Here is a 26,601-nt window from a genome sequence, read left to right as displayed (position 1 = left end):
GTTGTTGGTGAGTTTGGCTATACCAATTTTGCTCCAAAATGAAACAAAGGAAAATATTGAGAGATTATTTTTTATTTCTTTCAGTTTCTTGTTTTTTACTTTGACATTCAAAGAACTAATGCAATATTATCAAGAATATATCGAAAACATAAAGATATTATCGACTTTCAATCACCGAAAAATTAGTGATTGCTTGATGTTTTTAATACCTATTTTTCTTTTCTCAATTGATCTAAAAGATATAAAATATAGATACTTTTCAATTATATCTTTACCAATCTTGTTTTTTTTTATCAATTGCAACGTTGCAACGTGGTTTTTGGTTAGCTGTTATTTTTGTAATTTTACTATGGTTCGTTTTATACAGAAAACCCATTGTAATAATTTCTATTATTACACTATTTTTTTGCTGTGTTTTTTTGTCAAAATACACCTTAAAATCAGATCTTTTAATTTCAAAATTAACCCAGACAAGTTCAAGTGCTAGATATGGTAATGGCACACAAGGCGCTGCTTGGGATTTAATTAAAATGAACCCTATTAAGGGTTATGGGTATGGAGGTAAAATATATGATGAAATTTACAATAAGGAATCAATCTACCATCCTGAATGGATCTTTAAAAAATCAATTGGCCCACACAATGTTTTATTATCTATTTGGTTTTCATCAGGTATATTTGGTTTAATTTCATTTTTGTACTTCATATTTGAAATTGTAAAAACGATAATTACAAATTTAAAAAAAGAAAGTGACAATTATATATTCAAAGTTTCACTAGCAATATTCATTGGTAATATATTAATAATGGGACTTTTCGAAGATATAAACATTATGAATATTGCTATAATTTTAGGTTTTTCTTTTAGCCTTATAAATAAAAATAGTTAATAAAATTATTTAGGTATAACAGGCCAAACTATATTATCTGTGGTTGATGTTTCTATACGATTAACTAATACCCGATATTTTTTCCAGGCTATCAATCGTTTTTTCTCTTCTTCGGTCGCCATATCTAAATCTATGGCGTCTTGAAGAGGGGCAATTTCACGAGTGGCATCATATAATTTTTGTTGTTTGATGCCTTCCAATTTATGTCTTTTTGCTAAATTTTCAGCTTCAACATCCTTGACCCATTTTTCACCGTTCCAGATATCATATTCACTTTGAGGGGCTAATGGTGTAAAGTCATTCGGCACTTTCCCCAGTTTTTCAAGGGTGACAGATTGACGGTTTTTCGTATCAAACAAAACCAAGCCTCGATGATCTTCCTGATATTCCCATTCCTGATTTTGTTCGTTAAAAACAACGGCAAAACCTTGCCTTTTATCAAGCGGTTTCTTCTCGGTATGAAAAGGCAGTATCTCATGAAATTCATCCGTGTAAGCATCGCAAGAACCAATCAACTCACAGGTATCACTCGTGTAATTATAGGCTTTAAAAATTCTAGACATTTTGATTCCTTAGCTAATTCTGTACCAACCCATTAGCGTAACAAAAGCATTGGTGATATTAATTTCGCTACCATTTCCCATCTTTCCGGTTGTACCTGAAACAGTATGTGAATGTGGGCCAAGAGTAACAGTATGGTAGTGGTTACCGGCTTGGGTGGTTGTTTTAGTACCAACTTCCCATTGATTCCTAGAACCACTTTGTCCGGCAGCTTTCCAGTTATCCGGTACTATTCCCTGAAAATTATGTGAATGATTACCTGTTGTATTGGTATTTTTATTACCATAATCATAGCTGCTGGTAGTTGCTGAAAAAGCGTGCCCATGAGCGGGTAATTGGGCTTCTGTTAGCTTAATAGTGTCAGACCCACCGGTAGTGAATACATTAGAGCCATCTGTTTTTGCTAACCGAATGGTTTTATTTTCACCGATGTATTGCCACTTCGTTTTAGGAAATAAGGTATTGGGATTTTTATTTTGGGCAAACCAGACAACAATTCCTACCGGATAAATCCCGTCAATACTCACCGTTTTCGCCAAGTCATAAGCAATTTTGACAGCTTTAGGGGTAGCTGCTAGCGTTTCGTCATTGCTGTCAGTTGCGCTACTGAGTTTCGTTATTCCTGCTACGGTTTTTGTGGCGGCGGGTACGGTGTTATTCACATTTTTCGATAAGGCACTGATGAGTCCGGCTTTGAGTTTGTCAACGTTGCCGTCGTCAAGTACATCACTGTTATTGGTCTCTGCAATAAATTGCGCGATCACATGCGCAATCATTGCTGACTGACGCCAGACAGTATTGAGTTCCTGTGAACGTGCCACCCCCGCACTAAAACCATTGTTGCGCGCGGTGAGTTTCTGATACTCCTCTGCCGGCAACACGTTAGCCCCGTCTGCAATCCCAAACGGTAATATTTCATTTTTTGCCATGATTATTCCTATAATTTGACCGACCAGCTACCGACATCAAACCCGTCGATATAACGATTATTGACATCAAAACCAAAAATACCGTTATCCCCTTCGGAACCGGTATAAGCGTTGAGTCTTACCCCTTCGGGCTTGATGTTAAGATACCCCTGTTTGATAACCGCTTTTGTGACTTCCGGTATCACACCGCCCGTCAGATACACATCCATTGACATATGCTGATTGTCGATAAAAAAGATTTTTGCCGTTTCATCAGGAATAACGCCCTGATAAATTTCTGAGAGCATCTCGCTTGTACCATCCCAGTGGTTTGCTCTGATTTTTGCCCTCAGGATAAAGCGATAAGTCTCATCATCCAGTTCCGTAAAACCACTATCGGCATCAAAGCGCCGTTGCCAACTCCCCTGGTCAAAGCCCACCTTTTCCGTATCCAATGAAAAATAGACACCTTTAATCGGCGTTTTAACAAAGCGGGATAACCCTATCCATTCACCCACGGCATCCAGTTGTTTACCCGTTGCCGTATCGATACTGAAAAACGCATTAAGCTGTGAGGCCAAAGCTGAAATATCACTTAGCGCGCGCGTCATCAGCGCAATATGTTACGTAAACTTTTCCGCTTGACGATGTTGCGGGGTAATGTACTCGGTGTAATCTCTCATGAGGTCACCACCAGTTTGACGTTATTCTCGCGACAACTGACGGCTTCGTTAAACGCAACAAGTAAATTGGCTTCTGTAACTGTTCCTTCCTTCCGTCCGATTTTTATTGCGGTGATATCAAACGTTTTTCCTTCTTCATCACCAGCTAGATTAGCCGGTGAATAAAGACGGGTCAGATAGAGATTATCGCCAATCAGTTGCTGATTGATATAGTCTGAGACTTTCTGCCGGATTTTATCGCCAGTTAACGTGGTAAATCCTAAAAACGCCGTTAAGTCAATTTCCACATGCACATCAAACGTTTTGGGGCGTGAAAAGCGAATGGTAATTGGCATATCGTAACGGTCTTTAACTGTCACGGCGGTATCGCCAAATGTTCCAGCGCCAGGGGTTTTCTTTTGCGCAATGACGTTGGCAATCGTGGTGACATCGCCTCCATCCACAATCATCGCAATGGAATGCGGCGGAATCCCATTTTTATCGTTTTTGCTGGTATCATTTTCAAAACCGCGCTGCCTTGTCACCCCCGATATCAAGCTAATCGCACCCTGTATCCCTTCCAATACGGTGCGTGACGGCAGTGATACCGATTTGCGTTGCCGCTCCCGTAACTGGTTATCCGTTTCAATCGGTCTGCCTTGCGTGGCGGGTTTGGGATTATTCACCGTCTGCCAGCCTCGCGTGGGGGTAGCTATCTCGGTAATTTCGTCTACTAATGCGGTGACGCTCCCCGTAACCAGACAAACGGCAGTGACAGTAGCTTCGCCGTGCGTATCGAGTGTGACGGTTTCAGGTAATCGCCAGATATTGCCGTTTTTATCGCGTACACGGCCATTTTTTATCACCGTACCCACCTGCCCCGTTAATACGACATCCACATTCGAGTAACCCGATGCATGACGGGAAATGCCATTGATAGCCACATTATTTGATAGTGCAGCGCCTTTACCCGTGCTTGGGCTAAAACTGTTATAGGTATCGATTATCGCATTATTGGCATCGTGAATGGCGAGTGCGTAAATGGCTATCATCTGGCCGTCTTTGTTATCCGGCGTTAAATACGCATCCTGCCCATAAATTTCATGAAAAAAATCGGTTAATCGCATCAGTATGGTCTGATAATCCGGCGCACTGATGCCGTCGTCAGTCACTTTCGCTGACAACGCTAACGTATCAAGATTTAACATTATCCCTCTTGGATAAAGGAAGTTTCGCCGTATTGCGTTTTAACTGTTGCGGTGATGGTCAGTTTTCGGGTGGTTGAATTTTGATTGACATTAAAATCGGTTAACGTGGTTACGCCCTGCGTGTCCAGTATGCGTTGTTTGACTGTCATACCATAAGCATCAAGATAAGGTTTACCTAATATGGATTGTAACCAGGGGGTACCTTCTTCACTGTCTAAAAACCATTGCCCCTGCCAGAGGGACAAGCGGGTTTTAATCGCCAGGGTGACGGCATCAGGGCTGTTGGTTAAAAATGCGTTATCCCCTTGCCCAAAGCTGTAGTCGCTCTCATTTGTTTCTCGTCGGTAACGCATCAATAGAACCCTTTTACTGTTGCCTTTTATTTTTTTCAACTACCTCGATATCTTCTAACTTTAAGGATGTCTCTTCATTGATGATTAATAAAAAAATCACACCCAGAAGTCGCCATGCGGTTTTTAGTTTGTGTAAATAAGAACCGCCAAAAAAAATGTTAATATTTTCTTTCATTTACTTTACCTCGCCTGAACTATCCCCACCTGCTTTGACGCCTTTGTGGGTATGTGTTTCGTCAATTCGTTTACCATTAGCGGTCAATGTACCTAAAAACTCAATGGCACCGGTGATTTTTGCTGCCACACCGAATGCCGTCGAGCCAACCATTCCGGCAAACCAGCTGAGTAATCCTTTAATGGTCACTCTCTCCGAAAAAATAGCATCGGGTGTTACTATTTCAAGCCCATTTGGTGCAACAATTTTAATCTTTTGGCTTGTAGGATTTAATTCAAAATAGGTTGCGCCATCGTCACTTCTTAACTGCATGGCATCCTGATTGATGTTACTTATCTTTTGCACTTGCGATTGTGGGCCAATAAAAGCGAAGGCATCCGATAAATCATGCTGTCTTGGATCAATCGCCTCTTGTATCCCGCCATTTTGCCACCAGAAATCAATGCATCTATCCGCAAAGACCACCAGACACTCATCACCGCTTTTGATGGGAAAGGTCATTGTGACAGCGCCACCGCGCGGGAAAACAACCGGTACATCAACTAGCAGGGGCAAATTCACCGACTGGCTATTCCCTTTGGTATCCGTCAAGGCTCCCTTTATCGCTGGTTGTACAACACAAGTGACTTTGCTGGCATCGAAGGATTGAACAATAGCCGGCATCGCGACGCGAAGTTGTGACGAAATCGCATGGCGAAAGACTTCAAGCAGTTGTTGTTGGTCGCCGGTGCGCGCTGATACGGAAATCGCCATCATCCCACCTTCTTGATATCGATTCGGTCATTTGATCCCTTGGCAATACACACCAAATCCATATACCACGGCTTGCCGCGCGTATCGCCGGAATACGTGATGTTTTTCACAATATAATCCCCATCGGTGGAAAGACTGGCCGGTTGTGAAACAGCGCCTTGGGTTTGCTGTAAGCCGCCGTCATCGTTTTCGCTTAACTTGCTGTACCCCAAAGCGATATCGCTGTTGGGCAACATCGTGCGATAGATTAACGCCTGGTCAAGACGAATAAGCCCATTGATTTGAATGTTTGGGTTAATCAAACAACGCACATTCACCCCCGCCTCAATCGTTTGTTGCGGTAAGCCAATCAAGCCCGTTGCGCTATTCAGGACAATCGCTTCATGGATATAATTCTTCTCCGGCACCATCACGAGCTGGCCGTTAATGTATTGCCACGAGGCAAGGCATTGCCCTGCCAGATTATCAGCGGCGTCCCTAACCATACCAAAATAGACTTTACCCCTTGGAAAGCGGATACTATCAAACTCAGGCGTCACGCCTTTGACAATCCCGTAAGGGGTAAGCCCTGTCAGTAACGTATTGTGTTGCTCTGCCTGAGTATGCCCTGCGCTTAAGGTAGTATTTAGCGTGGCGTAGTCATAGGCCTCATGAGAATCAATCGCCTGAACAATAACAATCGTGTCAGTAGGATTATCTCTACCTGAAATCGTGTAGCGGATTTTTCCAGTAAATATCAGACCCGTATTATCCTGATAGCCTGCCATGAGCTGAATGTTAACAAACTCCTTCGCCTGAATTTGACTGACGGTTTCTTTTCTCAGATTCCAGACTTTAAACACCCCCGCACGAGGGTAACGCGTATCTGGCCACGTGATATTGAACGTGGCGCGAAAATCCGATAGCTCAATACCTTTCCCGTTTTTATCAGAAACAATCAGTGAGCATTTTCGTATCCAGTTTTTTGACATAACAATCAGTCCGTGATCCAGTATAATTTTACGGTTGCACCCAACGTATCCGCGTTGATATCGCTTTCTTCATCTGATAGCAAAACGAGATTTCTTTTACTGATAAGGTGACTATATTGAGCCAGTAGATTTTCACCCACGATCAGCGGAATACCCTGTATCACCGGTTGATTGTCAACCGTGAGCATATCCAGCACCCAGCCCGCACTATCACGCCAGATAAGGCGAAACTGCCAAACAGTATCAGATAGCTTAATCGTAAATTGCTGGTTGGTGGGGGTAAGCGGTATTTCGTTAATTTCCATTGAAAAATGCGGCTCCTCGCTGTAATAGGCTGCGATTATCAACGGGTTTTGGCGTTTTCATACCGGTATTACTCACGCCACTCGTTGTATTCCCTTCCCGCATATTTTTTGCATCGGTAGATTTGATATTAACCGTTTGGGTTTGGGTGATGTTAAGCTCCCGCAAGGTTAATATCGCCATCAACACGGTTTCTGTGTGCTTATCCGTGGTCACCTCGATAGCGCGAATGAGCATATTCTTATACTTGCGCTTACCTTTTATGACATCAAACGGTTGACGGCTGGCTTGAAGCGCTAAAATTTGCTGGTAGATTTCCGGTGCGCTTAACCCTGCGCGAATAGCCACTTTTGCCGTGTCCCAAAAATCCAGTAGAGATCCACCACTTGAAAAACCCACCTCCATGGTCACTTCCGCCGGACGTTTGTAAGCGTGATCGGCAATTTCCGCGCCCAGTTCAACCGGATGTTCTGTGATTTCAAGGGTGTCGTGATGTTTTTCTGAGATAATGACATCCGGCACCAGCAAACCGATTTTGCGCGATCGTTGTGAAAAAAGCGTAGAAAGGATATCCATCAGTAGGCTCGCTGGGTTAATTGTCCAATCAGTCTGGCGTTAACGCCCGTTTGTTTATCGGCAATCGCATTGGCGGTAGCGTGGGGGTCTAATGCGCCTTCAACATTGATCGTGATATTCTGGTCAATATTATTTCGCATACCCGCATTTGCGGCATGATAGAGCATTGCCTGACTATACGGCTGTCTGCCATTTTCGTGCTCAACGATGCCAGACATGAGCGATGTCATGACCGTCGGATTGGACAGATTCAACACGGTGTCAGGGGAAACCCCTAATTTACCGGATATTTTATCAATGTAGGCACGAGTATTATTTTCACTGGCGGGAGCCCAGGTGCTAATAATTTTTTCAACGGTATTTAATCCCCTTTCAGCGTAGCGATTAAGCTGTGAAGAAAGTGCTTGTAAGCCCTCAAATGCGGTATTGAATTTGGCGAATCTTCCGTTAGGTGATTCACGTACTGCACCGCGTTGTCCAACAAAATTCAAATTACCCGGATTGTTATTACGAATACCCCGTGGAATATCGCCGGTAGGCACATCAGCGATATTATCCGGTATATTGCTGCCTTGATTTTTGTTTGCCCAGTCATTATCAATACCAAAAAAACGCAAACCGTTACCGATCGCACGTTTGACTTGACGGGTGTTGTAATCCCATGATGCGCTTGCGCTATCACTAATATTATCTTTATCTGAAATCAGATACCCCGCATAGAGACCCCACAATTTCAGCCAAGGTGGGATAGGTAACTTCGCTATTTTACTAAAAGCGCCCAATACCTTACTTACCCACGCGCCCGCAATAAAAATTGCTAAGATTTCAAGTGCATTTTTCCATCCACCCACCAGGTCAACCAATCCCGTTAATTTTTCACCTAACCATTTAAATGCCGCTTTTGCCTGGTTGATTTCACCTTCCCACTTAGACCAGTTGATAAAGGATTTTCCACCTTCTTTCCACGTCTGGTAGTCTTCCCAAAGTAACAATAAGGCCGCGATAAGACCGGTGATAATCCCGATGGGCGAAGCAAAGAATGCCCGATTGAGCCCCCAGATAGCCACTGCCAATCCGCTAAAGGTAGTGATGAGTTTTTTAGATTTTCCGTCTAAATTGCGCCACCAGTCAAAAATCTGCTCGATCGCCTGACTCATTCGCCAGATAACGCGCCCCACCATTTCACCGGCTCGAATAATGCCACTAATGAGACGGGTTAATACTCTCTCAATTTTAGGAAAATTATCCAGCAGTCTTTTGCGCAGATTGTCTATCTCTTTAGTCAACCCCCCTGCTAGGTTTGATCCGACTTTATCGCGTAAAATACCAAATAACCTGGTCAATCCTTTCATCGAGGTCATAAACTGGTTGGACTGTTTGGCAGCAACGTCTGCGTTAAATCCGGTTTGTTTAAGCATACGCTGGTAATCAGCAGAAAATTTGTTCAACCCTCTACGCATGACCATTAGCGTATTTTCATCAATGCCTAACAGTTGGGCATATTGATTGGCGCGGTAATAGGGCATTGAGGCCAGTTTATTCCCCACACGGGTAAAAATAGCGCTCATATCCTGCAAATTGCCATTGGCATCACGGGTCTGCACCCCAAGACGATTTAAAAACCCCTCAGCACCCGGACTGTTTCTCAAAAATCGTGCCAGATTTTCAAGTGAACCTCTTGCCGCTTCTGCGCTACTGCCGGTGAGACTGGCGGCATACCCTAATGCTTTCATGCCGTTAACACTAGCGCCTGTACGCTGTGACGCCCAGTACATCTTATCAAGACCGGCGGCAATTTGTGTGGTAAATCCCACGACGGCAAGCGCTGCCCCCTCAACCGACGCACCTAGTTTGATAACATTGGCACTCACCCCCGTAACAACGGACTGAAATTTTCGCAGGCCACTGTCATCAACCTTAAAACCTAAGCTGATGAGAAAATCTTGCAACGTTTCAGCATTCGCCATGGCGATTTCTCCAACGCGCAATTCGCGCTTCGTTATCCTGTTCGATATCTATCCACTCATTCATTTCTGCTAAATCTGCCAAATCGATTGAGCCATCTTTTAATTTGTCGAATTTTATGTACCCATACTTAACAGGAAGGCGTAAAAAGTCTTTACCATCCGGCATTGAATCCAGGGTTAATCCTGCGACAGGAGGCTGGCTGTCTCGTCGCCTTGGGGTGCGTGAAAAAAATTACCGAGGGAATCTCCAATCACCTGCGCCACAATCTCAAGCATGGTTTTTAAGTCAATATCATCAAACATCAATTCGCCCTGGCGAAAAATCGGCGTCCATGCCTTGGCATTTTTGCGTGAAACCACGGCTAAACAAGGGTGCAAAATCGCGTTACAGTCTTCATCGCTCATTTGGGCAATGGAATTTGCCATAATGGGTAACACCGCTGCCATTGGCATTTCCCCTTGCTGTAATTTTTGCAGTTCACCCGTTAAACCGGATAACACCGGCAATAACTTTCGCGTCACCTTAAGCTGGTCAAACACATTGAGTTTTTGACTTCGATATTCATGACCGTTAATTTCAATTTCCACTAGAATTCTCCTAATAAGGCGTCGATCTTAATGCAGTCAAAGACCCATGCTAAAACATTCGCCTCTTTTGCATTTTGCAAATCCGGTATTTTTTGAAACGCACAACTGCGCGCGGTGATCATATCGCCAGATACCGGATTACGGATCACAATCACGTTATTACCCCAAAGAGTAGATGACACGCTTTGCGCGTTATAGGCGATCATCAGTTTTTTGTTAACCGGTGAGGCTTTAATCAGACTGACCGTAACGGTGCCGGATTTTCCGCCATGTCGGGTATGCATCCCTTCACCATCAGCACCAATGGTCATGGTGTTTTTGGCTTCGGTCATTGTCACCACTATTCCTTCTTCCGAGTTCGCCGAGCCAGAGCCCAAATCTATCACCCCCGTGGGGCCGGTTAGCGTGGCGGAAACATCAGCAAAACTATAAGCGGCCATTTTCTCTCCTTATCGAACAATGGTGATTAAGACATCCGCGAAATGCACGGCACCCGCTAACTTACAGGCAACCTGAATCGGCGGCGCCTTGCGTTTTTCGCGCTCAGATTGCGCCTGCTCTGCCAGCGGTTGAATATAAACGTAATATCCTTTGGTGAGCGTATCCCCGCTTGTTAATTGACCTATACTGCCACCGTTCCATACCCCCGGTGCCAGTAGCCCATTAGTGACCGCCTGCGCTAACGATTGCTCAACATTGGTCAGAAGCTGCGTGCTGCCTTGCTCCGTTTGAGGGACTTTGGTGGTGCTGGTATACAAAAGATTATACAGATTGGTTTGCACAAAGTTTTGCAACCAGTCCAGCCCATGGCGTTCATCGAAAAAATCACCATTGGCCATCACGCCTTCTTGTATAATGGCGGTGTCGTTATCGTAATTGACAAACACGTTGCAGTTTTTGGCCGCCAGCGTATTCGCCTGTGACGTAGTCAACGTCTCCGCTTTAACACCCGGTTCCTGTTTGAATTTGAGGGTGATCGTGGTGTTATTGCCGTTGAAATTCACTGAAAACGCCCGTCCAAAAGCAGAGGCTGCTGCATAGGGGGTTGATGAAGAATATTGTGTAAAGACCCGTTGATATTTCGCTTTTTTCAAAACAGAAGCGATATCATCCGCTTTCGTACTATCCAGTACGGCGGTATCTTGGGTGGTAAACCCAAAAACGCGGGAACTTCCGGCCGCGCCAATAAAGTTGGCGATACCTTTCACTTCATCGGTAGAAAGCGCAGCGGTTACCACCAGTCCATACCAGCCGCTCGAAAAATCCGCCAATGTTGAAACCGCATCAACGATAGTTTCACCGTCCATACCTAAAACAGGGGTTGCGCCACTCTCTTGGGTTAGTTTCAACAACGCCGATAAATCGGTACCTGATTCCGGTGCGGAAGCAAAACCCACTGCGCTTGTTTTACCTGCCGTATTCGATGTCATCACAAATCGACTATCGTTATTATTCCACGTTATTGTAGACGTGCTCATTTTTTCACCAATTCGGGCGGCAACACCGTTTAAATTGGTTTCTTGCGAAAAATCAATGGCACTTAACTTAACCGTTCTTCCGTTTACACTGATATTCATCGCGCCATCGGTAATCGCCTTAAAATTGTTAATTTTTGTCTCTTCTTCGGACAAAATGCCACCGCGCAATAATGCGGGTGAGGCTGCTTTTACCCAGCGTCCCACGTATAAATCGACGGGTTTTGGTGACTGCTGGTAATAGAGTGAAGCCGCCTGATACTCGGGTGCGGTTGTACCAAAATCATTGGCGACTTCCTCAATATTGGAATACGCCCGTAATCGCTCAAGCGGATCGATAACGGGTGAATCACCTAAAATGAGTAGTGAACCAAAATTACGGCTACTTGCGGCACGCGGTGACATATCAAGCGTGACCTTAACCACCCTTGAAACGGGTAAACCTGTTGACATTATTTGTCTCCCAAAAACGTGACGTGGGCATCTGTCACTGATTTTATGTGATAGCGACGCACCACTTTGCGACGTAGATGAACGGTTATATCAAACCGGTTCACCCACTGATTGTTGATAAGCTCAGGAAACGCGGTAATTTGGCTGTGGCTACCGAGGGTAAGATTGGACTTATTCAGTTCGGCGTTATTTTGACTGAGCATAATGCCATCCCGAAATCGGGCGGCGTAAACCATACCTTCTCTTCCGTAGAAAGAAGCCATACAGGTTAAGGTTTCGTACTGCCAAAGTTCGCTCGATTCATCGCTTTGTTTTACCAAAGCGGGATTTGGCTCACTGGTAATATCAATGATACCGAAGGCACACCAGTTAGTATCAGGGGATGGGGATGGCAACGGTGCCGGATCGCGTTGCCAGCGGGGTAAAACGTGTTTCGCTGGCAATCCAGAAACGCCACCAACCCAAAGACTTAACATACGATTTAAGCCTTCATTATACAGGGCATTATCATCAAAGGGCGTTAGCCATCCCGCCTCCGTACTGCTGTTATTGCTCATGAGCGATGCCTCCGTCAAACGGCATCAGTTCACAATGCGCCTGAACAAATCCCGCGCCATAAGCGGTGTAAGGATCGACGGATTTCACCAGATATTTGCGCCCCTGATAGGTGACAATATCGCCAATATGATGGTTTTCACCGGCTATTAATCGGGTGGTGGTCACCACCAATATTCGACCACTGACCAGTTGACCAGACGTTCTTATTTGTGCCTCAATTGAACTATCCACCGTTACTACACCTGAAAAAGGATACGTACTTTCTTTTGTCGAAGTAATACCTTCATCATCAATCAAAATTTCCCGTCGAGTATACGTGAGTGTAGAGTCATTAAAACGGGGATTGAGTAATACCCGCGTAACATCAAGCATTGGCATTTTTCTTCCTCACAACATAGGTGATCGCCCGACGATAAATGCCGGTGTCAATCAGGGGTCTCGCGTTGGCATTATCCGGCGCTAAACCGGCTTTTCGATTTTCAAGCTCTTGTGCCGCGCCTTTGCGCCCACGTCTTGCTCTGGCAGCTAATGTACTGTCCGCCAGTGGCACAAATTTGCTTTGAGTAATGACGGCTTGCACGCCTTGAACGGCGATCTGACCTGCTCGATTTAACGCTTGCTCTGCTTTATCCGGCTGATCATCCAAAATGGCTTTAGCGGCAGATTTCAATTCAGCAGTGGTTTTGGGTTCCACTGAACGAATACCCGGTATCAAATGCGGTCTTGCCGGAATGTTTTTTGCCGGTGAGCCAAACTCATTGATATAACCAATCGCCGCATTGCTAAAGAGAATATCCTCCCGTTCGCTATTTTCAGCCGGAATACCAACCATTACGTCTTGTTTGGTCAGCTGGTGTAGGGCAGCAAATAACTGACTCGTTTTATCAAGACGTATCGCTACACCACTTTTCATAATTGCCGCCCTCCTGCGCCAAACATCAGTATCCACTGATAAAATTCCGCGCCAAAACGGGTGTTATTCCAAAATCCGGCGTTGGGGTTGAGTGTCATACCGTTGTCATAACTGACACTCACCTTATCGACCGATTCCGAAGCAGCGACACCCGAACTTGAGCCCGCAAGGCCACCAACCTTTAAATACTGTGCATCCATGGCATAAAGCGCCAGATAATGCGCCACGAACAGCCCCGCCCAGTAAGGAAAAACTTCACTCCCTGAGACATTTTCGCTCAGGAATTTGTCGGCTAAATTCAAGCGAAACTGAATTTGTGCATCAGGAAATTTAACCTCATCGTTAAACGGGGGAAAATCATTGCGAAATCGTTGTACCGTTGGCAGGTGTTTGTTCCGTTGGCTCATCGATACCCTCTTTATTTTCAGTTTCCTGGTTGATTTTTTCTTTCCCTTTTTTCTCGGTCTTGGCATTCCCGTTTTCTTTAGTTTGCAGCTGAACGGGAGTCCATCCCAGCTCCATTCCCCAATTTGCCTGAATTCGCATAATTAGATTCCAAAAATGAAGCCCCAATAAGGGGCTTAGATACCATCGCAGTAAGCAAGTGTTTCCGGATAAACCGCTTCAACCGCACCCAGACGACCATAATAAGTCACCAATTGATACAATCCGCGGTATTGGATAGGGATACTCTGTAACGGCACCATCGGGAAGCGAACATACTGTTTATCATTGGTATAAGCGATCATGCGATCTTTGTTGCTGACACCTCGCCCTTTTAACCATTTCACCGCGTAAATATTGAGTGGCACCCCGTTTTGGTGATAGGCAATGGTATTGGTCTTCAGATACGTTAACAGTGACTGATTACCTGCGCTCGAAACGATAATACTGGATATGTGAGCAAACTGTTCAGGCGGAATAAGTAAGTCGGTGGGAACCATCGAGTAGGCCGATGCTGCCCACGCATCACTGAGTATTTTATTAATACTGTCACGGATTTCATCAGCGGTGGACTGGCTCCAGGTTTTGGAGGCATTATTAGTCTTGATATTGTCAAGATTCAGCAAGCCTTTAATGCCCAATCCGGTATCACCAATATAGACTTGTTCGTCCATATCCATATTCCACTTCAGACGCATCCCTTCATGTTTCTGTGCATCCACGGGGCGACCTGCTTGTCTGGCGGATTGTAATTCGACAACCGTCCAGCCCAACTCCATTCCCCACAGTGGCAGAGGGAAACCCTTTTTTTGAATATCGATATTGATGCCCGCTAATGCGGTGGAATCCATGCTAATCCAGTTTTTACCGTTAGGATTAGCGCCACTGCCTGCTGCTGCAAATCCGGTACGGGTAAAGCTCGAAATTTCATCCGCAATCGAGACATCTTCCCTGCGCTGCACATCCCGACTGTTGGTGTATTGCACCAAAGGCATATTAATTGTAGGGTCTAAACGCTCAAGCTCACCGATTAAAAACGCACCCGTTGAATCAATCGTGCGTTGGTCAAAAGTTAACATAGTCATTCCTTAAATTTTGTACGAGATTTCAACGTTGCCGTCAGCATCACCGTGGCCGGTAAACTCAGCATTATTCAATATCACGGTATTGGTTTTTTCTGATGCCCCTGACCCTGTTTTTTCTTCGGCAATCAAAATAGCACCCAGTGGGCTCTTATCCGTTGCCCCTGCCACTCGCACATAGACCTTGGCGCCTTTTTTAACCTGTTGACTATCCACGCCAACATTCACCAAGACATAGCCTCGCTTTAGCGCATCACCAGTAAAGTTCTTCTCGGTGCCAACCTGCCGGATAAAATCCTGCGCCTGCGTCGTTGGATAAGGGCGAATATAAATGCCTTTGATGACGTCTGCCGTGTCATTTTCAGCAAGCGGCACAAAATAATCGCCGTCATATTTACCTGCTAGTCCATAATCCGGAAAACCGTCTTTAGATTTTAGTAACACCGGTTCGGTGGTTAAATCACGGTAACGGGAGATTGCACCGGCGATACCAACTGGCATCCGGTATAAATAAGGTTTCATCATCATAGATTTTTACCTCGTGTCGCCCAAAATTCGGCATTTGACTTGTTTAAATCCGCAATCGCATTGCCGGATTTTCGGATTGAATCGATAGTGGGGGTATTGGCGGTATTGCGGTTTTTCGAAAGTTCTGCGACCGCATTAAACGCCATATCCACAGTGCGTTTGGGTAATCGGTTAATTTCCGCATCGCCGACAATAGAGCGCACAATAGTTTGGTCTGCATTGGCTAACACCTGACGTTTAAAGGCCGTGGGTTTTACCGGTGTTGAAAGGGCTACCCCTGGCATAATCAACTCTGCTTTATATGCCGCATCGCCGGTAATGGTTTCTGCCTTTTCGTTTTTTTCCTCGTCATCAACAGTACCGTCTGTTTTATCATCCGGTTTATCGCCACTATCAGCGGTTTTACCCTCAAGGGCATCTAACCTTGTCAAAATGGCTTGAATGTAATCCGGTACCCCCTCATCACTGGTCACGACTTCGGGTTTTTCGGCTGGCATCGGGTTTTGAGGGCTGATAGTAATATTAATCGCCTTCGGTAACTCGCCGGTGCCTTCATCACCGGTGAGGGATTCAGGCGGATTATTTAGGACTGATTCCATTGCCACGGCGTCTTTCGTGCGATGGGCACTTAGCAGCCGTTTGAACCAGGTTTGTGTTTTGTTTGACATACTGTCTCCAATTGCACATCGTATTCCCGCTCTGCCTTTAGGTACCAGAGCGACATGATTGCCAACGATTTCATACTGACGTGCGATGCCAGGCGCAATCTGTTCGTATTGCGCATCATAGCCACACGAGACTTCGTCGTTGCCGTTGTTAATTTCCTCGATTGCGAGCGCATCTTTGATAATTAAATCCGCGATTATCAAATCCGCCTGTTCACCTTCTCCGCGCCTCACATTTTGTACATGCCCCTGCGCCAAATCGCGCCAATTGTCGGTATCAACAAAAATGACATTGCCTTCTTCATCTTCGGGATGCAGTAGTGTGACACTCATCCCTTCAAACGAGGCCAGCGTTTCGGGACGAAAGACGTCACTTTCCTCTCTTTCTACCAGGATTTGTCCGCGGCTATCCGGTTTGACCTTCGGCAAATCCAAGGCGGAATAAACCTGCGTGCCCGTTCGGGCAATCGGTACGTTTTTACACAATAGCGAGCCGTCCGCCATCTGGTAACGGGTGTTACCAAGACGGGTTTCAAAATAATATTTCATGGGTTTTATCTGTCAGAAAAAGAGACTTCACAGTAGCAACGGCAATTGGGTAATGCGCCCGCGTGCCCTGTCATACCATCCAGGGTAGGTGGGTTGTGCCAATCGATAAATTGACCTTCCAGTTTTTTGTGTGATGGCCTTACATCACCATCATGGGCGGTACGCCAAATATAGCCGGTTGAGCCAATTGCCAATGCTCTCGCTTGAGTTAAGGCTTGCGTTGCTCGGCCTAGTTCGGTACGGGCTAGCATCTTTGCCCGCGATGCCGCCACCTGACCGGATTGCGCTATCATTGTGGTAAAATGTTCAGGTCTTTCGCCGTTCACTACCGCTTCAATCGCTCTGTTTTGGATATCGTAGACTCTATCAGCGGCATCCATTGGCAGCGATTTAATGTACTTGATTTGCTCATGGACAATAGACTGCATGACATGCCCCACGGGTGCTTGAGCAATTAACTGTTTGAGTTCCCCGCTCATTTCATGGCTATTTTGTTGCCACAATTTCGCGTTATCTTGTGATACCGTGTCGACAAATTTTGTCGCTACCCGCCTTGCCCAACTCTCGATAAGTTCGCTGTAATCCTCTAATGCTTGCTGAATGTCCAGCACTGAATCATTCGAACCGTCGTAGCGTTGGTTGATAATAGCGCCAATTTCGCGGGCAACCTTACTCAGGCTCGTTCGATATTGGGTTTCCGCCCGTTTTGACCGTCGCTGCGTGGACAGCACTGAGCCTTGGCGGCGGTTCGTCTTCCGCATGATTGATGTCCTCATCGGTGATGGTACTGCCAATACTGATAACATCGGACAAATCCCGTAGCGAGGACATGGCCGCTTTCATTGACAGCATGCCGCCATCCTGCGCGGCATTGAGCGCATTAATCATGTTAACCGCGACGGTAGACTTATCCATGTCTGACATTTGCCAAAGGGGATTAAACGCAAAACTAAAATCATCGGGTAAGGGTTTACCTAATGCCGATTGATGCGCTATCTCAAATAGCTTCCTTAACGGTTGCTTTAATCGCCTTGATTGTTGCGTGGCGATATTGTCGTAGTAATTGGCTAAATCGGCATCGCCAGTATTGAACCCTGACGGGGATTGACCAAACAGCCGGACTAAGGGAATACCTGTCGCTCCGCTAATCTGTTCAGCAAACCGCGCCAGCACGTTATCTAATCCTGAAAACGAATAGCTATGCGTTTCAAAGTCATCGTCCGTATCCATGAGCGTCATCCCTTCGTTGCTCTGGTACTGACGTATCATGTCCATGTGCTTCATCAGCGATTCGTATGGCTTGCCGCCAAAACCGATGATTTCACGGAGCTTATTCACTTTGAATGTTCGTAAATGCGCTTTATACACTAATTGCGCAATACCGGTTGTGGTGCTATCAAAGGCGGTTAACCGGTCAAAAATACGTTCAATGACCGACATGCCCCACTCATTCTCGGTTTTGGCTTGCTGGTAAGGGAGTGTCACCCCATCAAAACGGATTAATCGACTATGATGCACTTTCCAGGCGGGAATGCCGTTCTCAACGGTCACAATGTCGTAGAATTCTGGTCTACCTAGGTCCTTGCTTAACGTTTTGATACGACGATTCAAATCCGGGTTAACCTGCCAACGGTCAAGCGGTAAAATACCTTTGAATTTACCTTGTCCTATCGTCTCGATACGTAATGGTGTAAAAGGCGCTTGCCCTTCTATCATAATAAGCCCTAATGCGCCGCCGTAAAGCCGTGACCACTTGATCGCGTTATTGAGACTCTCCCAGATTTCCAGTTCATCAAATAAAGATTCGATTTCCCCTTTGTCGCTCGACTCCATTTGTGAAGTAATGCGAACACCTTTTCGGGTCATATCATCGGCGACGGTATCGACCGCCGCACCAATGATCCACGATGAGCGATAAACATATTCGAGTAATAACCGGTTTCGACTTGTCCAGTCAGGGCGATAAGTTGAATCCGCATGTTGATTGGGGGTTTGCATCCGACACGGGCGGTAAAATTCTCATACCCGTCAGCCGTTTTTTGAGAGAATGATTTTTTCTTTTTTGTCATGCGCTTCTACCCAGTAGTGTCCAGATTTCAAGTGCCGTGTTCATTGGGGCAAAGTTGATCATCACTGAATCGGCTAGATTGGGTGACTTTGTCCCATCGGGTTGTTTATCTATTACGATTTTCCCCACGGCATTGATGGAATAGGTTGGCTGCGATAATTCAACGATGAGTTTGTCTTTGAGTCGCATTGCACCATTAATTGCAATGAGTTCATCCGGTTTGAATGGCTGTTTTTCCACCACCGCACGATACACATTTTGAAAGCGTTTGCGTAAATGCCACCAACTTTACGCTTTGGCATTGGCAAAAAAATCCTTGTTTAATCGCGCATTCTGGCCGTCAAATCCGGCGATCGCTTCTTTGTCTGGGTCAAACACCCCGCCACTGCCGCGAAACGGCACGGCGTCAATACGTACGGCTCTTCTTTGTCTGCGCTGGTCATTGATAATTCGCGCATACCCTCTTACGCCCGCACCTAACCCATCCTCATCAAAGCGAAAACTCTCAAGCTGATACTTATCCGCTAACTGAAAAACGGTTTCAACGCTGCCGAAAATATCGCTGCCTTTTCCTGACCACTCTTCGATACCCTCAAGCAAAAAACCATGCCGCCAAGAAAAGGCGTTCTTGTCTCTGCCCTCATCCGCCACATCAAAGGCCCCTAGACGTATTCCTGTTGGGTTAATGCCAAGTTTCGTATGGGCATCAATTGCTGCTTGTACCCACTCTGCCGGAATCAGCACCCCTTCAACCGACGCCTGATAGTTCAAATCCAACTCTTGCGCCACAATGACCGGATTATCAATTTTCTGGCATTCTTTCTCGTACCATCCATCATCCTTGCGCGGGTCACTTCGCCAGTGAAAGGTAAACACCGGAATACGGCCACTATGACGTTTTTGGGCAAACGGATTAGCCATGCCGTTAACCGAGCTCAAATCAATGCGGCAACGGGTGGTTTGAGATAAGGCAGCATCAATCAGTAACGGTCTGGGCAAAAAGGCGGCTTCATCGACGAAATAGAGTGTCGTGCGGTCACCCCGTCCGATATTGTCCCCTGCTTCACCCTTGATAATGGCGCCTGTGTTTGGGAAATTGACCCGCATGTAGGGGGCGTGTTTTTTCGCTTCCCAACCGCCCCTAAACTCTTGAGGTAACGATTCCACAAACTTGCGCGCTTTCCAAAATAGCGCTTTCGGATCACCGGTGCTGTCAACGTACTCTTCTTTGCGTGATCCAAAGCCAATCACCATTTCATTGTTGAAGAGGCACATCGCACAGGCTAACGCAATCGACGTCCAGCTTAGGCCCATCTCGCGGCTTTTTTCGGTAATGCCATTTTCACGCCCACGCCAGCGGGTCACTATCCAGTCAATCCAGGCTTCCTGTTTCGGGAACAGCAAAAACGGGATCGTGACCGGTAGTCCATAATCAATGTTACGTGGGTCTGTGGTCATGCCCCAGTCGATAATAAACTGAGCGGGATTATCCTTGTAAAATCGGGTTAATGGTTTAAAACTTTCCGGCTGCTTTACCTAATAGCTCAAGGTTTTTGATTTTGTCCGGCCACTTGATTTTTTTAAGCAACGCTTCTGCGCCCTCAAGGCGTATGGCTGCAATGTTCAAACCGCTTAATGTTGTTCGCCACACTTTAGGCCACGCTTTAATCGGTCTTAAATCACCTGACTCATCCAAAATATCTAATACATCCATCTGGTCGATATCAACCAGTCGTTTGAGAACGTAGTCAGCATTAACCTCAATGCGATTTTTGCGCTCCTCCATGAGGGCTTGTATGCGTTTTTGGATGTTGAGTTTTGCTAAGTTTTGACATGCGATATCTTTTGCGGTTTTTTCACTGTACCCTGCTCTTATTGCCGCCTGCGTCGCATTTAAATCAATTAGATACTCTCGACAAAATGCTTCCTGCTTGTTTGTGAAAGTCATAACATCTACCTCAATTAATAATTATCGTTTTTTTGTTAATTTCGCCCATCGTTTAGCCTGATTGAGACAATCCGCTATCATCTTTCCTCGTCTGCTAGCTGGCTGTTTGCGGTAATAGCGAATCGCTTCACTTGTGGCTAAACTTGCTACAGATAGAGAAAAGCCGAGCTTTAATAACTCGGCCTTGACATTCGCTTCGATGAATTGTTCTGGGGTCATACTGAATTATCTCCATTTGGCGTATCATCAAATCCTGGTAGTCTTAATTGAGAAAGTGCCATAATGGTTTTTTCTGCTTTACGTATCTTATTCAGATGACGCTTACGTAAGTTCATTAAGTCGCTTCCTTTTCTACCAAAATTGTCAAAAGACCATTTATTCGCAGCAACCAACCTGTTTTGCATTTCGCCAATGGTTAAATCCTTCAATTCATTAATATCGAGAGAGGCTAAAGTTGTTTTATCAATCTCTTCTTTTTCTATCAAATTAAGTACCCATTTACGTATCTCTTTAGCAACTGGCGTATCAGCAAGCATGCCTAACAAGTGAAGACCGCGCAGAGAAAATAAACGTACTTTAGTTTGAAGATTGGCTCCTCGCTTTGATTTATTCGAGGTCACTGTTGTGATGACCTCGGTCATCGCAGAAGTAAATTCATCAGCATTAGCATTGTATAAATTCGTTACCGATTTAGTCTTCGAATAAGCCAGCAATTCAGCTACTTGTTTACTTGTAAACCAAATTTTGTTATCTCCCTTGTCAAAGGGAGTAATACTTTTCTCTTTAAAAGTTAAAACGCTATTCATCGTGCTTTTCCTTATAGAAAATCGAACCTGCTCACACAGAAAAGCCGCCCACAGAAAAAGTACCATTTTAAACGGCGATTCTCAGGCTCGACTTTCTGTAAGGTTCTGTGTTTGATTAATGCGCGGTGAGGGTGCAGTGAGTGTTAAGATTTAAATGCGCCAATTAACGATTCATTGACACATATCTCATTGTTTTTATTACAAGAGGTCAAATTGACCCCTAGGATATTATTGATTTTCTTTTTAATGAAATTGACACTGTGATTTGATGTACTGCTGTAAATACTCCGTCTGCTTTTCGTTCTCCACTATCATTTCTCTGCTCTTCAATTCGCCTTATCGCCTGTTTGTCAAGATTACACTGCTCAATCACTGTCAGTAACTGCTCATTGAGTATCAGGCTATCACGCCATGTCATCATACCCGTGATTGCTGGCGGTAAGCAATCAGCGAGTAGGTGAGATGGTATCGGAATGTGAGGAGTCTGAACGTATTCGATTTGTGTGCTGCTGCAACTCGACAACAGCACCATTAGGGATAATGCGATTGGCGCAATCCCGATTGGCGACATGCGTTTTAATTGCTGCTTGTGTTGCTTCAGAGTCAACCGCTTTACGCTGACGGGTTTCACTATTAATTCGTGCAATATCATTGATTGCCCTTATTGACTGAAAAGCATTAGTCGTGATGGCTATCTGTTTATTGAGGTCAACGGTGAGTTTTTTATTCAATGCCCTGACTTCGTTTAAGGATGTCAACAACCAAGATGCCCATAAGATTAATCCTGCAATAATCACTACGACAAATGCGTAAGGTCGCCATAACATATTACGCTCTCTATTTCTCGACGGGTCATTAGTCCTTTCCAGACTTCGCCTTTCACATAAACCCATCGTTTCATCTCATCACATGCTCCCTTTCGGTCATCAGCGTTGAGCTTTTTGAGTAACGTCGATTTAGCGAAATTTCCTACGCCCACGTTGTAGGCAAATGAGTAAAGGGCTGCCTGAGTGAGCGTATTGATACTGACCTTAATCAATGGATCAACGTAACGTTTAACCACTTTCAAATCGTCATCAAGCCAGTTATCACATTCCGCTTTGGTGTACGTCCGGTTACGCTCAATATCGTTGCCTGTGTGTCCATAGCAAACCGAAAGCACACCGCCACCGTCAAAATAGGGCTTAAGTCTCAACCCTTCGAAATGCGTTATCATGCTTGACGCTAAAAACAACGCACTACCGCCCGTTGCCATCACTATTTTTTTCGGTATTTTCATACTGACGCTCTTTGAGTTCGTACTCCTTTTTGCGGTAGTACACGTTGATTGAAAATGTCCCTATCGTGCAGATAATACCGACAATAGCCACCCACTGCTCAAGGGTAAAAAAACCTAAAATGGTTGTCGTTATGCCCCACAGATAGGCTGTTGGGGTTGAGTGTTTTTCAAACATACGCATATACCCTTCCGTTGAGGGTTCCATTGCTTTAAATTAAAAAGGGAGACAGCCGCTTTACTTGTTTATGTTGCTGGCTTTGTGAGTATTGCAGGGGTACAAATGATGGCGACTTATAGCCTTATTTGATATTGTTAAATCGTCAAATAAACAATACTAAAGTAAGGAAAACCATGTCAGACCAAAAATAATCATCAAATGGGAACAACGCCCAACCTTCTAATGATAAAAAACTTGAGTTAGAACAAAACGTTAAAGACTTTACCACTAAACGCATCAAATTTGGCGACTCTGCTGAAAGAGTCAAAAAAAATAATAAGTAATAGCAGATATTGTCATTGATAATATTGGAGCGAAGATTGTTGTGGTCCTCGCTCTATTTAAATGCTTTCTAATTTTGATATTAACACCAATCAATTCATCAGTTGTTTCGCACAAATCAATTAGCCTGTAGCGCCGTATAAGATTTAATGGTTTTCTTTGTTCTTTGAACCCTTTGATTTCTAAATTTTTATAATCTAAATCACAAATGGCTTTGTAAGGTTGCGTATACAATCTGTTTGGCGAAGTAAACACAGCACCTCTAATATTTGGTCGTAAGCAGAACAAGACCAGATACCCTGCACAGAGCACCCAACACATCAGGAAGGTAGCTAAACCCATCGTTAAATACGCAAAAATTGGCTTTTGCGTTAAGAGCATGAAAGCGGAGCCAATGCCTACTATCAAAATGTTTAGCAATTTATACGCGTTTTCAATATTAACCGTATTCGACTTGTAAATTTCTTTAGTACACTCTTCACCTTGTTTTTCAAGAAATGCCAATAGGTCATCATCCACATCAAGGAAATAATCACTTGGAAGTTTGTTCATCCCCACCCCACAAAAAAGAAAACCTCGCAAAAGCGAGGTGAGCAAAAAATACTTAATCGAGGTTTTATTTATCAGCGTACATTTCGGCTGGACGCAAAAATTCATCATGGGCACTTTAGCATACCTTTTGCGGTCGCACTAGTGTTTGATAACTGTTTGTATGATATTTGTACAATATATCGATATCTAATTGAATATCAAGGGTTTCTAGGCATCCTAGAACAAATCCTTCCGCTATTTGCATTCGTTTTCGCACCTCATCCTCGCGTACCGCAAACTTTCGCGCAATGGCACGCTTGGATACCCCCCTGATGTAATAATCCTCGATGTAATTCAACTCTCTCGCCATCCCCACCGTGTTAAGACGACTGACGCACACATCAATCACCAGCCCATCTGCATCACTGCACGATAAACGATTTGCGCCTGTAAACGGCATGAGGCGATTAAAGCCCGCTGCCACTGACAACCAGCTCACCGATGCATACGGATTACCCGCACACCACCCGCCCCAGTGTAGTAGTATTTTCTCGATGTCTCTGCTCATGATCTTTTGGCTCCTGTTGTGAACGGCAATATTTTTACTTTATCCCTCGCAAGACAACCTAGACAACCTCCGTATTTAGGTTGTCTAGTACCTTGATAAAAACGCGCTGTTGTTTTCCTTCGATAAATAAACGGTCAGATTTATACCCACAATTTTGCAAAACATTGCCAATGCGCATTTGTTCCCGTCGCGATATATTTTTTGGTTCAAGGTTCAGAGCTTCACGCAAAATATCCGCTGACCGTAAAAATTGCCGTGCCCGTGGTTTTTGCCCGGTCATTAAATCCGGTTCATCTAACCAACGTTCGATAATTTCCTGCCATGCATCTTTGATAAAATATTTTTCATGTACCTGATTAGCCAATTGCTCTGCTTCTTCAAATTGAATACCCGTTTTGTTAAAAACTTCTCGCGCTTCTGCCCAAAGCTGAATCACATCCTTTCTGACACCTTCTACATCCATTTTTCCAACTTCAACAGGCAGCCAACGCCGATTACCGGTTTTATCACCTAAAAATTCATCTTCATTCGTGGTACCAATACTCAATGAGCGTCTGGGAAATTGGGTGGCGAATTCTTTAAACTTGGGGATCCACTTTTCATGTGTCCGCGTGACAAAGGCTTTGATGGATTCCAGTTCTTTAGTATTAAGTCCACGTAATTCGCTAATTTCTGCCACCAGACAGCCTCGCATCTTACGCGCCAAATCATCATCTTTTTCAGCAAATGAAATTTCAGTGAAAAAAGCCGGATCAGGGGATAACGCAGCCACACCTGAAGATTTTCCCGAACCTTGCGCACCCACCAAGATCGGCACCATATCCGCTTTGATACCTGGCTTTAACACACGTCCCGCAAGGGCTGTCCACATGTAGCGCGATACCGCTCGCGTATAAGCACTATCTTCAGTACCAAAATGGGTATGATAAAACTTTTCGATACGTGGTATGCCGTCCCATTCGAGGCTTTTTATCCATTCAATGGCTGAATCAAAGGGGTTTTCATCCGTGGCCAGTAATACCACATCACGAATTAACTCTCGCCCAACCGCTTTAAACCCTCGTTTTTCCATTGTGATACGCAATCGGGAATAATCGGCATCAGTAAAGGTTTGCCACTCTTTAGTGCCAACAGGGGCAAACATGATCTCACCACGGAAAGTATCAAACCGAATTTCTACCCCGACAAAATCAGGGCACATAACCGCTTTAGCCGCGTTGTCAATGGTGGCTTCAATTTGGCCTGACGTTTTATTGCGTTTAAACGTAGGCCATTTTGAATTTTCAGTAGGGTCTGTTAGATCTTCGAACTCATCAATTGTAGCAACCGCCGTTTTCAATCGCGCTGCCCCGGGATTTACCCATCCTTCTTTTTGCTCTAAACTGAATATCGCTTGATAGCCTGTTCTTTCGGCACGTAGTTCAGGCCATTTGGCTTCTGCCGCGGATATGTCTCCTTTATCGGCGGCAGAAGACCAATCAAGCCACATCTTTTTAGCTTCCTGCTCAAAGGGTGTGTCTTTAAACCAGGCGAGGCGATTGCCCATATCCACCCATGAAGGGTAGTTCTCCGCCTGGTTTAATATTTTCGGATACCATAGTGCAGAACGTAAATCTTCGAACGTCTGGTCATTAATATTTTGCAAATCGACTAGACGGGTTAGATCGTCATTATCGGGCTTAGGGAGATCAACCTGCTCAATAACAGGCGTATTATCGGAAGCTAAAAGTGTAGCAACATCAACCACTGTGCCTTCAAAACTTTCGTATTTAGCTCCTTCATGTGGTGCAAAAACCATATGCGAAGGCTCATAGACTGAACGGTCCCACTTAATCGCCAAATCGCTGAGCAATTCGAAACAATCCATCAACTCCTGCTCAATCCGTGGTCCTAGTTGTGCATATTCGGAGGCAGTCACCTCACGAGATAACAAAAAACCAATACGCCAGCGTTGCTCACCCTGCACAACGGGATGTTCATGACTGGCAGTGGTATAGGCAAAACATTGATAAAAACTGAGAATGCCTGTAAGCATTTCCCACGCATCTAAGGTACAACCATCCATGTCAAGCCATAACACGCTGCGGCTACCCGCATTAAGCGCGTTACGCCCTTTCTTGGCATTTTTCATCGCGCCCCAGATATAATTAAGGGCTTTTTTCTTTTTGTCGAAAATGGCTTTTGGATCGGAGGGACTAATATTAATATGCTTGGTTAATTTTTTGATTGCCTGCTGATACTCGGCAAAAGAGCCAGCAACAGCAGGACTCGGGCGCTGATCACTCACACTACGCCCGACGGAATAATTGATTTGCATGGG

Annotated in this window: 34 protein-coding genes and 3 pseudogenes; 1 reads left to right on the top strand and 36 read right to left on the bottom strand. The window is 44.9% G+C overall.

What is annotated here, in order from left to right:
• Positions 1–305: 305 nt before the first annotated feature.
• The gene (locus tag AACL31_RS10680; RefSeq protein ID WP_339053104.1) at positions 306–890 is read left to right on the top strand and encodes an O-antigen ligase family protein; all 585 of its coding nucleotides are present in this window, start codon (positions 306–308) and stop codon (positions 888–890) included.
• 5 nt (positions 891–895) lie between these two features.
• Here AACL31_RS10680 and AACL31_RS10675 read toward each other — a convergent pair whose 3' ends face one another.
• The 36 genes and pseudogenes from AACL31_RS10675 to AACL31_RS10500 form a co-directional block, all read right to left on the bottom strand.
• Complete coding sequence (locus AACL31_RS10675) at positions 896–1,453, bottom strand: tail fiber assembly protein (RefSeq protein ID WP_310513072.1); 558 nt, start codon at positions 1,451–1,453, stop codon at positions 896–898.
• 9 nt (positions 1,454–1,462) lie between these two features.
• A complete protein-coding gene (locus AACL31_RS10670; protein ID WP_310513071.1) occupies positions 1,463–2,380 on the bottom strand; it encodes a tail fiber protein in 918 nt (305 codons plus the stop codon).
• Between the two features lie 8 nt (positions 2,381–2,388).
• A complete protein-coding gene (locus AACL31_RS10665) occupies positions 2,389–2,970 on the bottom strand; it encodes a DUF2612 domain-containing protein (protein ID WP_339053103.1) in 582 nt (193 codons plus the stop codon).
• Positions 2,971–3,038: 68 nt separating this feature from the next.
• Positions 3,039–4,232 carry a baseplate J/gp47 family protein gene (locus tag AACL31_RS10660; RefSeq protein WP_339054008.1) on the bottom strand — a complete coding sequence of 398 codons (1,194 nt, stop codon included), beginning with the start codon at positions 4,230–4,232 and terminating at the stop codon, positions 3,039–3,041.
• On the bottom strand, positions 4,229–4,582 hold the full coding sequence (locus AACL31_RS10655; protein WP_339053102.1) for a hypothetical protein: 354 nt from the start codon (positions 4,580–4,582) through the stop codon (positions 4,229–4,231). The genes AACL31_RS10660 and AACL31_RS10655 overlap by 4 nt, the downstream gene beginning before the upstream one ends.
• Before the next feature lie 13 nt (positions 4,583–4,595).
• Complete coding sequence (locus AACL31_RS10650) at positions 4,596–4,757, bottom strand: hypothetical protein (RefSeq protein WP_339053101.1); 162 nt, start codon at positions 4,755–4,757, stop codon at positions 4,596–4,598.
• Positions 4,758–5,510, bottom strand: a complete 753-nt coding sequence (locus AACL31_RS10645) for a Gp138 family membrane-puncturing spike protein (RefSeq protein ID WP_339054007.1) — start codon at positions 5,508–5,510, stop codon at positions 4,758–4,760.
• Complete coding sequence (locus AACL31_RS10640) at positions 5,510–6,481, bottom strand: phage protein (protein ID WP_339053100.1); 972 nt, start codon at positions 6,479–6,481, stop codon at positions 5,510–5,512. Before AACL31_RS10640 ends, AACL31_RS10645 begins: the two co-directional genes overlap by 1 nt.
• 5 nt (positions 6,482–6,486) lie before the next feature.
• Positions 6,487–6,786: a phage baseplate plug family protein gene (locus AACL31_RS10635; protein ID WP_339053099.1), complete on the bottom strand. Its 300-nt coding sequence runs from the start codon at positions 6,784–6,786 to the stop codon at positions 6,487–6,489.
• Complete coding sequence (locus AACL31_RS10630) at positions 6,776–7,360, bottom strand: phage baseplate protein (RefSeq protein WP_339053098.1); 585 nt, start codon at positions 7,358–7,360, stop codon at positions 6,776–6,778. The genes AACL31_RS10635 and AACL31_RS10630 overlap by 11 nt, the downstream gene beginning before the upstream one ends.
• Complete coding sequence (locus tag AACL31_RS10625) at positions 7,360–9,327, bottom strand: lytic transglycosylase catalytic (protein WP_339053097.1); 1,968 nt, start codon at positions 9,325–9,327, stop codon at positions 7,360–7,362. The genes AACL31_RS10630 and AACL31_RS10625 overlap by 1 nt, the downstream gene beginning before the upstream one ends.
• Complete coding sequence (locus AACL31_RS10620) at positions 9,314–9,493, bottom strand: DUF6889 family protein (protein ID WP_310509987.1); 180 nt, start codon at positions 9,491–9,493, stop codon at positions 9,314–9,316. The genes AACL31_RS10625 and AACL31_RS10620 overlap by 14 nt, the downstream gene beginning before the upstream one ends.
• Before the next feature lie 11 nt (positions 9,494–9,504).
• Positions 9,505–9,915 (bottom strand): phage tail assembly chaperone, encoded by a 411-nt coding sequence (locus AACL31_RS10615; RefSeq protein WP_339053096.1) that lies wholly within the window; start codon positions 9,913–9,915, stop codon positions 9,505–9,507.
• Positions 9,915–10,355: a phage structural protein gene (locus AACL31_RS10610; RefSeq protein ID WP_339053095.1), complete on the bottom strand. Its 441-nt coding sequence runs from the start codon at positions 10,353–10,355 to the stop codon at positions 9,915–9,917. The genes AACL31_RS10615 and AACL31_RS10610 overlap by 1 nt, the downstream gene beginning before the upstream one ends.
• A 9-nt stretch (positions 10,356–10,364) precedes the next feature.
• Positions 10,365–11,843 (bottom strand): DUF3383 domain-containing protein, encoded by a 1,479-nt coding sequence (locus tag AACL31_RS10605; protein WP_339053094.1) that lies wholly within the window; start codon positions 11,841–11,843, stop codon positions 10,365–10,367.
• Positions 11,843–12,400 carry a phage neck terminator protein gene (locus AACL31_RS10600; protein ID WP_339053093.1) on the bottom strand — a complete coding sequence of 186 codons (558 nt, stop codon included), beginning with the start codon at positions 12,398–12,400 and terminating at the stop codon, positions 11,843–11,845. The genes AACL31_RS10605 and AACL31_RS10600 overlap by 1 nt, the downstream gene beginning before the upstream one ends.
• Entirely contained in the window at positions 12,390–12,779 is a 390-nt protein-coding gene (locus AACL31_RS10595; protein WP_339053092.1) for a head-tail adaptor, read from the bottom strand. Before AACL31_RS10595 ends, AACL31_RS10600 begins: the two co-directional genes overlap by 11 nt.
• Positions 12,766–13,314 (bottom strand): hypothetical protein, encoded by a 549-nt coding sequence (locus AACL31_RS10590; protein ID WP_339053091.1) that lies wholly within the window; start codon positions 13,312–13,314, stop codon positions 12,766–12,768. The genes AACL31_RS10595 and AACL31_RS10590 overlap by 14 nt, the downstream gene beginning before the upstream one ends.
• The gene (locus tag AACL31_RS10585; RefSeq protein ID WP_339053090.1) at positions 13,311–13,721 is read right to left on the bottom strand and encodes a DUF4054 domain-containing protein; all 411 of its coding nucleotides are present in this window, start codon (positions 13,719–13,721) and stop codon (positions 13,311–13,313) included. The genes AACL31_RS10590 and AACL31_RS10585 overlap by 4 nt, the downstream gene beginning before the upstream one ends.
• Entirely contained in the window at positions 13,672–13,860 is a 189-nt protein-coding gene (locus AACL31_RS10580; protein ID WP_339053089.1) for a hypothetical protein, read from the bottom strand. Before AACL31_RS10580 ends, AACL31_RS10585 begins: the two co-directional genes overlap by 50 nt.
• Before the next feature lie 35 nt (positions 13,861–13,895).
• Entirely contained in the window at positions 13,896–14,837 is a 942-nt protein-coding gene (locus tag AACL31_RS10575; protein WP_339053088.1) for a DUF2184 domain-containing protein, read from the bottom strand.
• A 9-nt stretch (positions 14,838–14,846) separates the two neighbouring features.
• Entirely contained in the window at positions 14,847–15,365 is a 519-nt protein-coding gene (locus AACL31_RS10570; protein WP_422389284.1) for a structural cement protein Gp24, read from the bottom strand.
• A complete protein-coding gene (locus AACL31_RS10565; protein ID WP_339053087.1) occupies positions 15,365–16,582 on the bottom strand; it encodes a DUF2213 domain-containing protein in 1,218 nt (405 codons plus the stop codon). Before AACL31_RS10565 ends, AACL31_RS10570 begins: the two co-directional genes overlap by 1 nt.
• Positions 16,583–16,587: 5 nt before the next feature.
• A complete protein-coding gene (locus AACL31_RS10560; protein WP_310513535.1) occupies positions 16,588–17,343 on the bottom strand; it encodes a phage minor head protein in 756 nt (251 codons plus the stop codon).
• A pseudogene (locus AACL31_RS10555) lies at positions 17,252–18,651 on the bottom strand (DUF1073 domain-containing protein). Before AACL31_RS10555 ends, AACL31_RS10560 begins: the two are co-directional and overlap by 92 nt.
• Positions 18,648–20,108 (bottom strand): annotated as a pseudogene (locus AACL31_RS10550) (TerL protein). The pseudogenes AACL31_RS10555 and AACL31_RS10550 overlap by 4 nt, the downstream one beginning before the upstream one ends.
• A gap of 73 nt (positions 20,109–20,181) precedes the next feature.
• Positions 20,182–20,598, bottom strand: a pseudogene (locus tag AACL31_RS10545) (terminase small subunit); the annotation flags it as partial.
• A 21-nt stretch (positions 20,599–20,619) separates the two neighbouring features.
• Positions 20,620–20,817, bottom strand: coding sequence for a hypothetical protein (locus AACL31_RS10540; protein ID WP_339053086.1), 198 nt, complete (start codon positions 20,815–20,817; stop codon positions 20,620–20,622).
• A complete protein-coding gene (locus AACL31_RS10535; protein WP_310513620.1) occupies positions 20,814–21,404 on the bottom strand; it encodes a BRO-N domain-containing protein in 591 nt (196 codons plus the stop codon). The genes AACL31_RS10540 and AACL31_RS10535 overlap by 4 nt, the downstream gene beginning before the upstream one ends.
• 220 nt (positions 21,405–21,624) lie before the next feature.
• Positions 21,625–21,936 (bottom strand): Rz1-like lysis system protein LysC, encoded by a 312-nt coding sequence (gene lysC, locus AACL31_RS21030; RefSeq protein ID WP_422389246.1) that lies wholly within the window; start codon positions 21,934–21,936, stop codon positions 21,625–21,627.
• A complete protein-coding gene (locus AACL31_RS10525) occupies positions 21,851–22,231 on the bottom strand; it encodes a hypothetical protein (RefSeq protein WP_339053084.1) in 381 nt (126 codons plus the stop codon). The genes lysC and AACL31_RS10525 overlap by 86 nt, the downstream gene beginning before the upstream one ends.
• Positions 22,201–22,683, bottom strand: coding sequence for a lysozyme (locus AACL31_RS10520; RefSeq protein ID WP_339053083.1), 483 nt, complete (start codon positions 22,681–22,683; stop codon positions 22,201–22,203). The genes AACL31_RS10525 and AACL31_RS10520 overlap by 31 nt, the downstream gene beginning before the upstream one ends.
• The gene (locus AACL31_RS10515; RefSeq protein WP_310513216.1) at positions 22,643–22,864 is read right to left on the bottom strand and encodes a phage holin family protein; all 222 of its coding nucleotides are present in this window, start codon (positions 22,862–22,864) and stop codon (positions 22,643–22,645) included. The genes AACL31_RS10520 and AACL31_RS10515 overlap by 41 nt, the downstream gene beginning before the upstream one ends.
• A gap of 300 nt (positions 22,865–23,164) precedes the next feature.
• Positions 23,165–23,734, bottom strand: a complete 570-nt coding sequence (locus AACL31_RS10510; RefSeq protein WP_339053082.1) for a hypothetical protein — start codon at positions 23,732–23,734, stop codon at positions 23,165–23,167.
• A 115-nt stretch (positions 23,735–23,849) separates the two neighbouring features.
• On the bottom strand, positions 23,850–24,281 hold the full coding sequence (locus AACL31_RS10505; protein ID WP_339053081.1) for an antiterminator Q family protein: 432 nt from the start codon (positions 24,279–24,281) through the stop codon (positions 23,850–23,852).
• 58 nt (positions 24,282–24,339) lie between these two features.
• Entirely contained in the window at positions 24,340–26,598 is a 2,259-nt protein-coding gene (locus AACL31_RS10500) for a VapE domain-containing protein (protein WP_339053080.1), read from the bottom strand.
• Between the last annotated feature and the right edge of the window lie 3 nt (positions 26,599–26,601).

Origin of the sequence: Arsenophonus endosymbiont of Crataerina pallida, from assembly GCF_964020125.1 — a bacterium.
GTDB lineage: Bacteria > Pseudomonadota > Gammaproteobacteria > Enterobacterales > Enterobacteriaceae > Arsenophonus > Arsenophonus nilaparvatae.
This window is presented reverse-complemented; position numbering and strand designations above follow the sequence as displayed.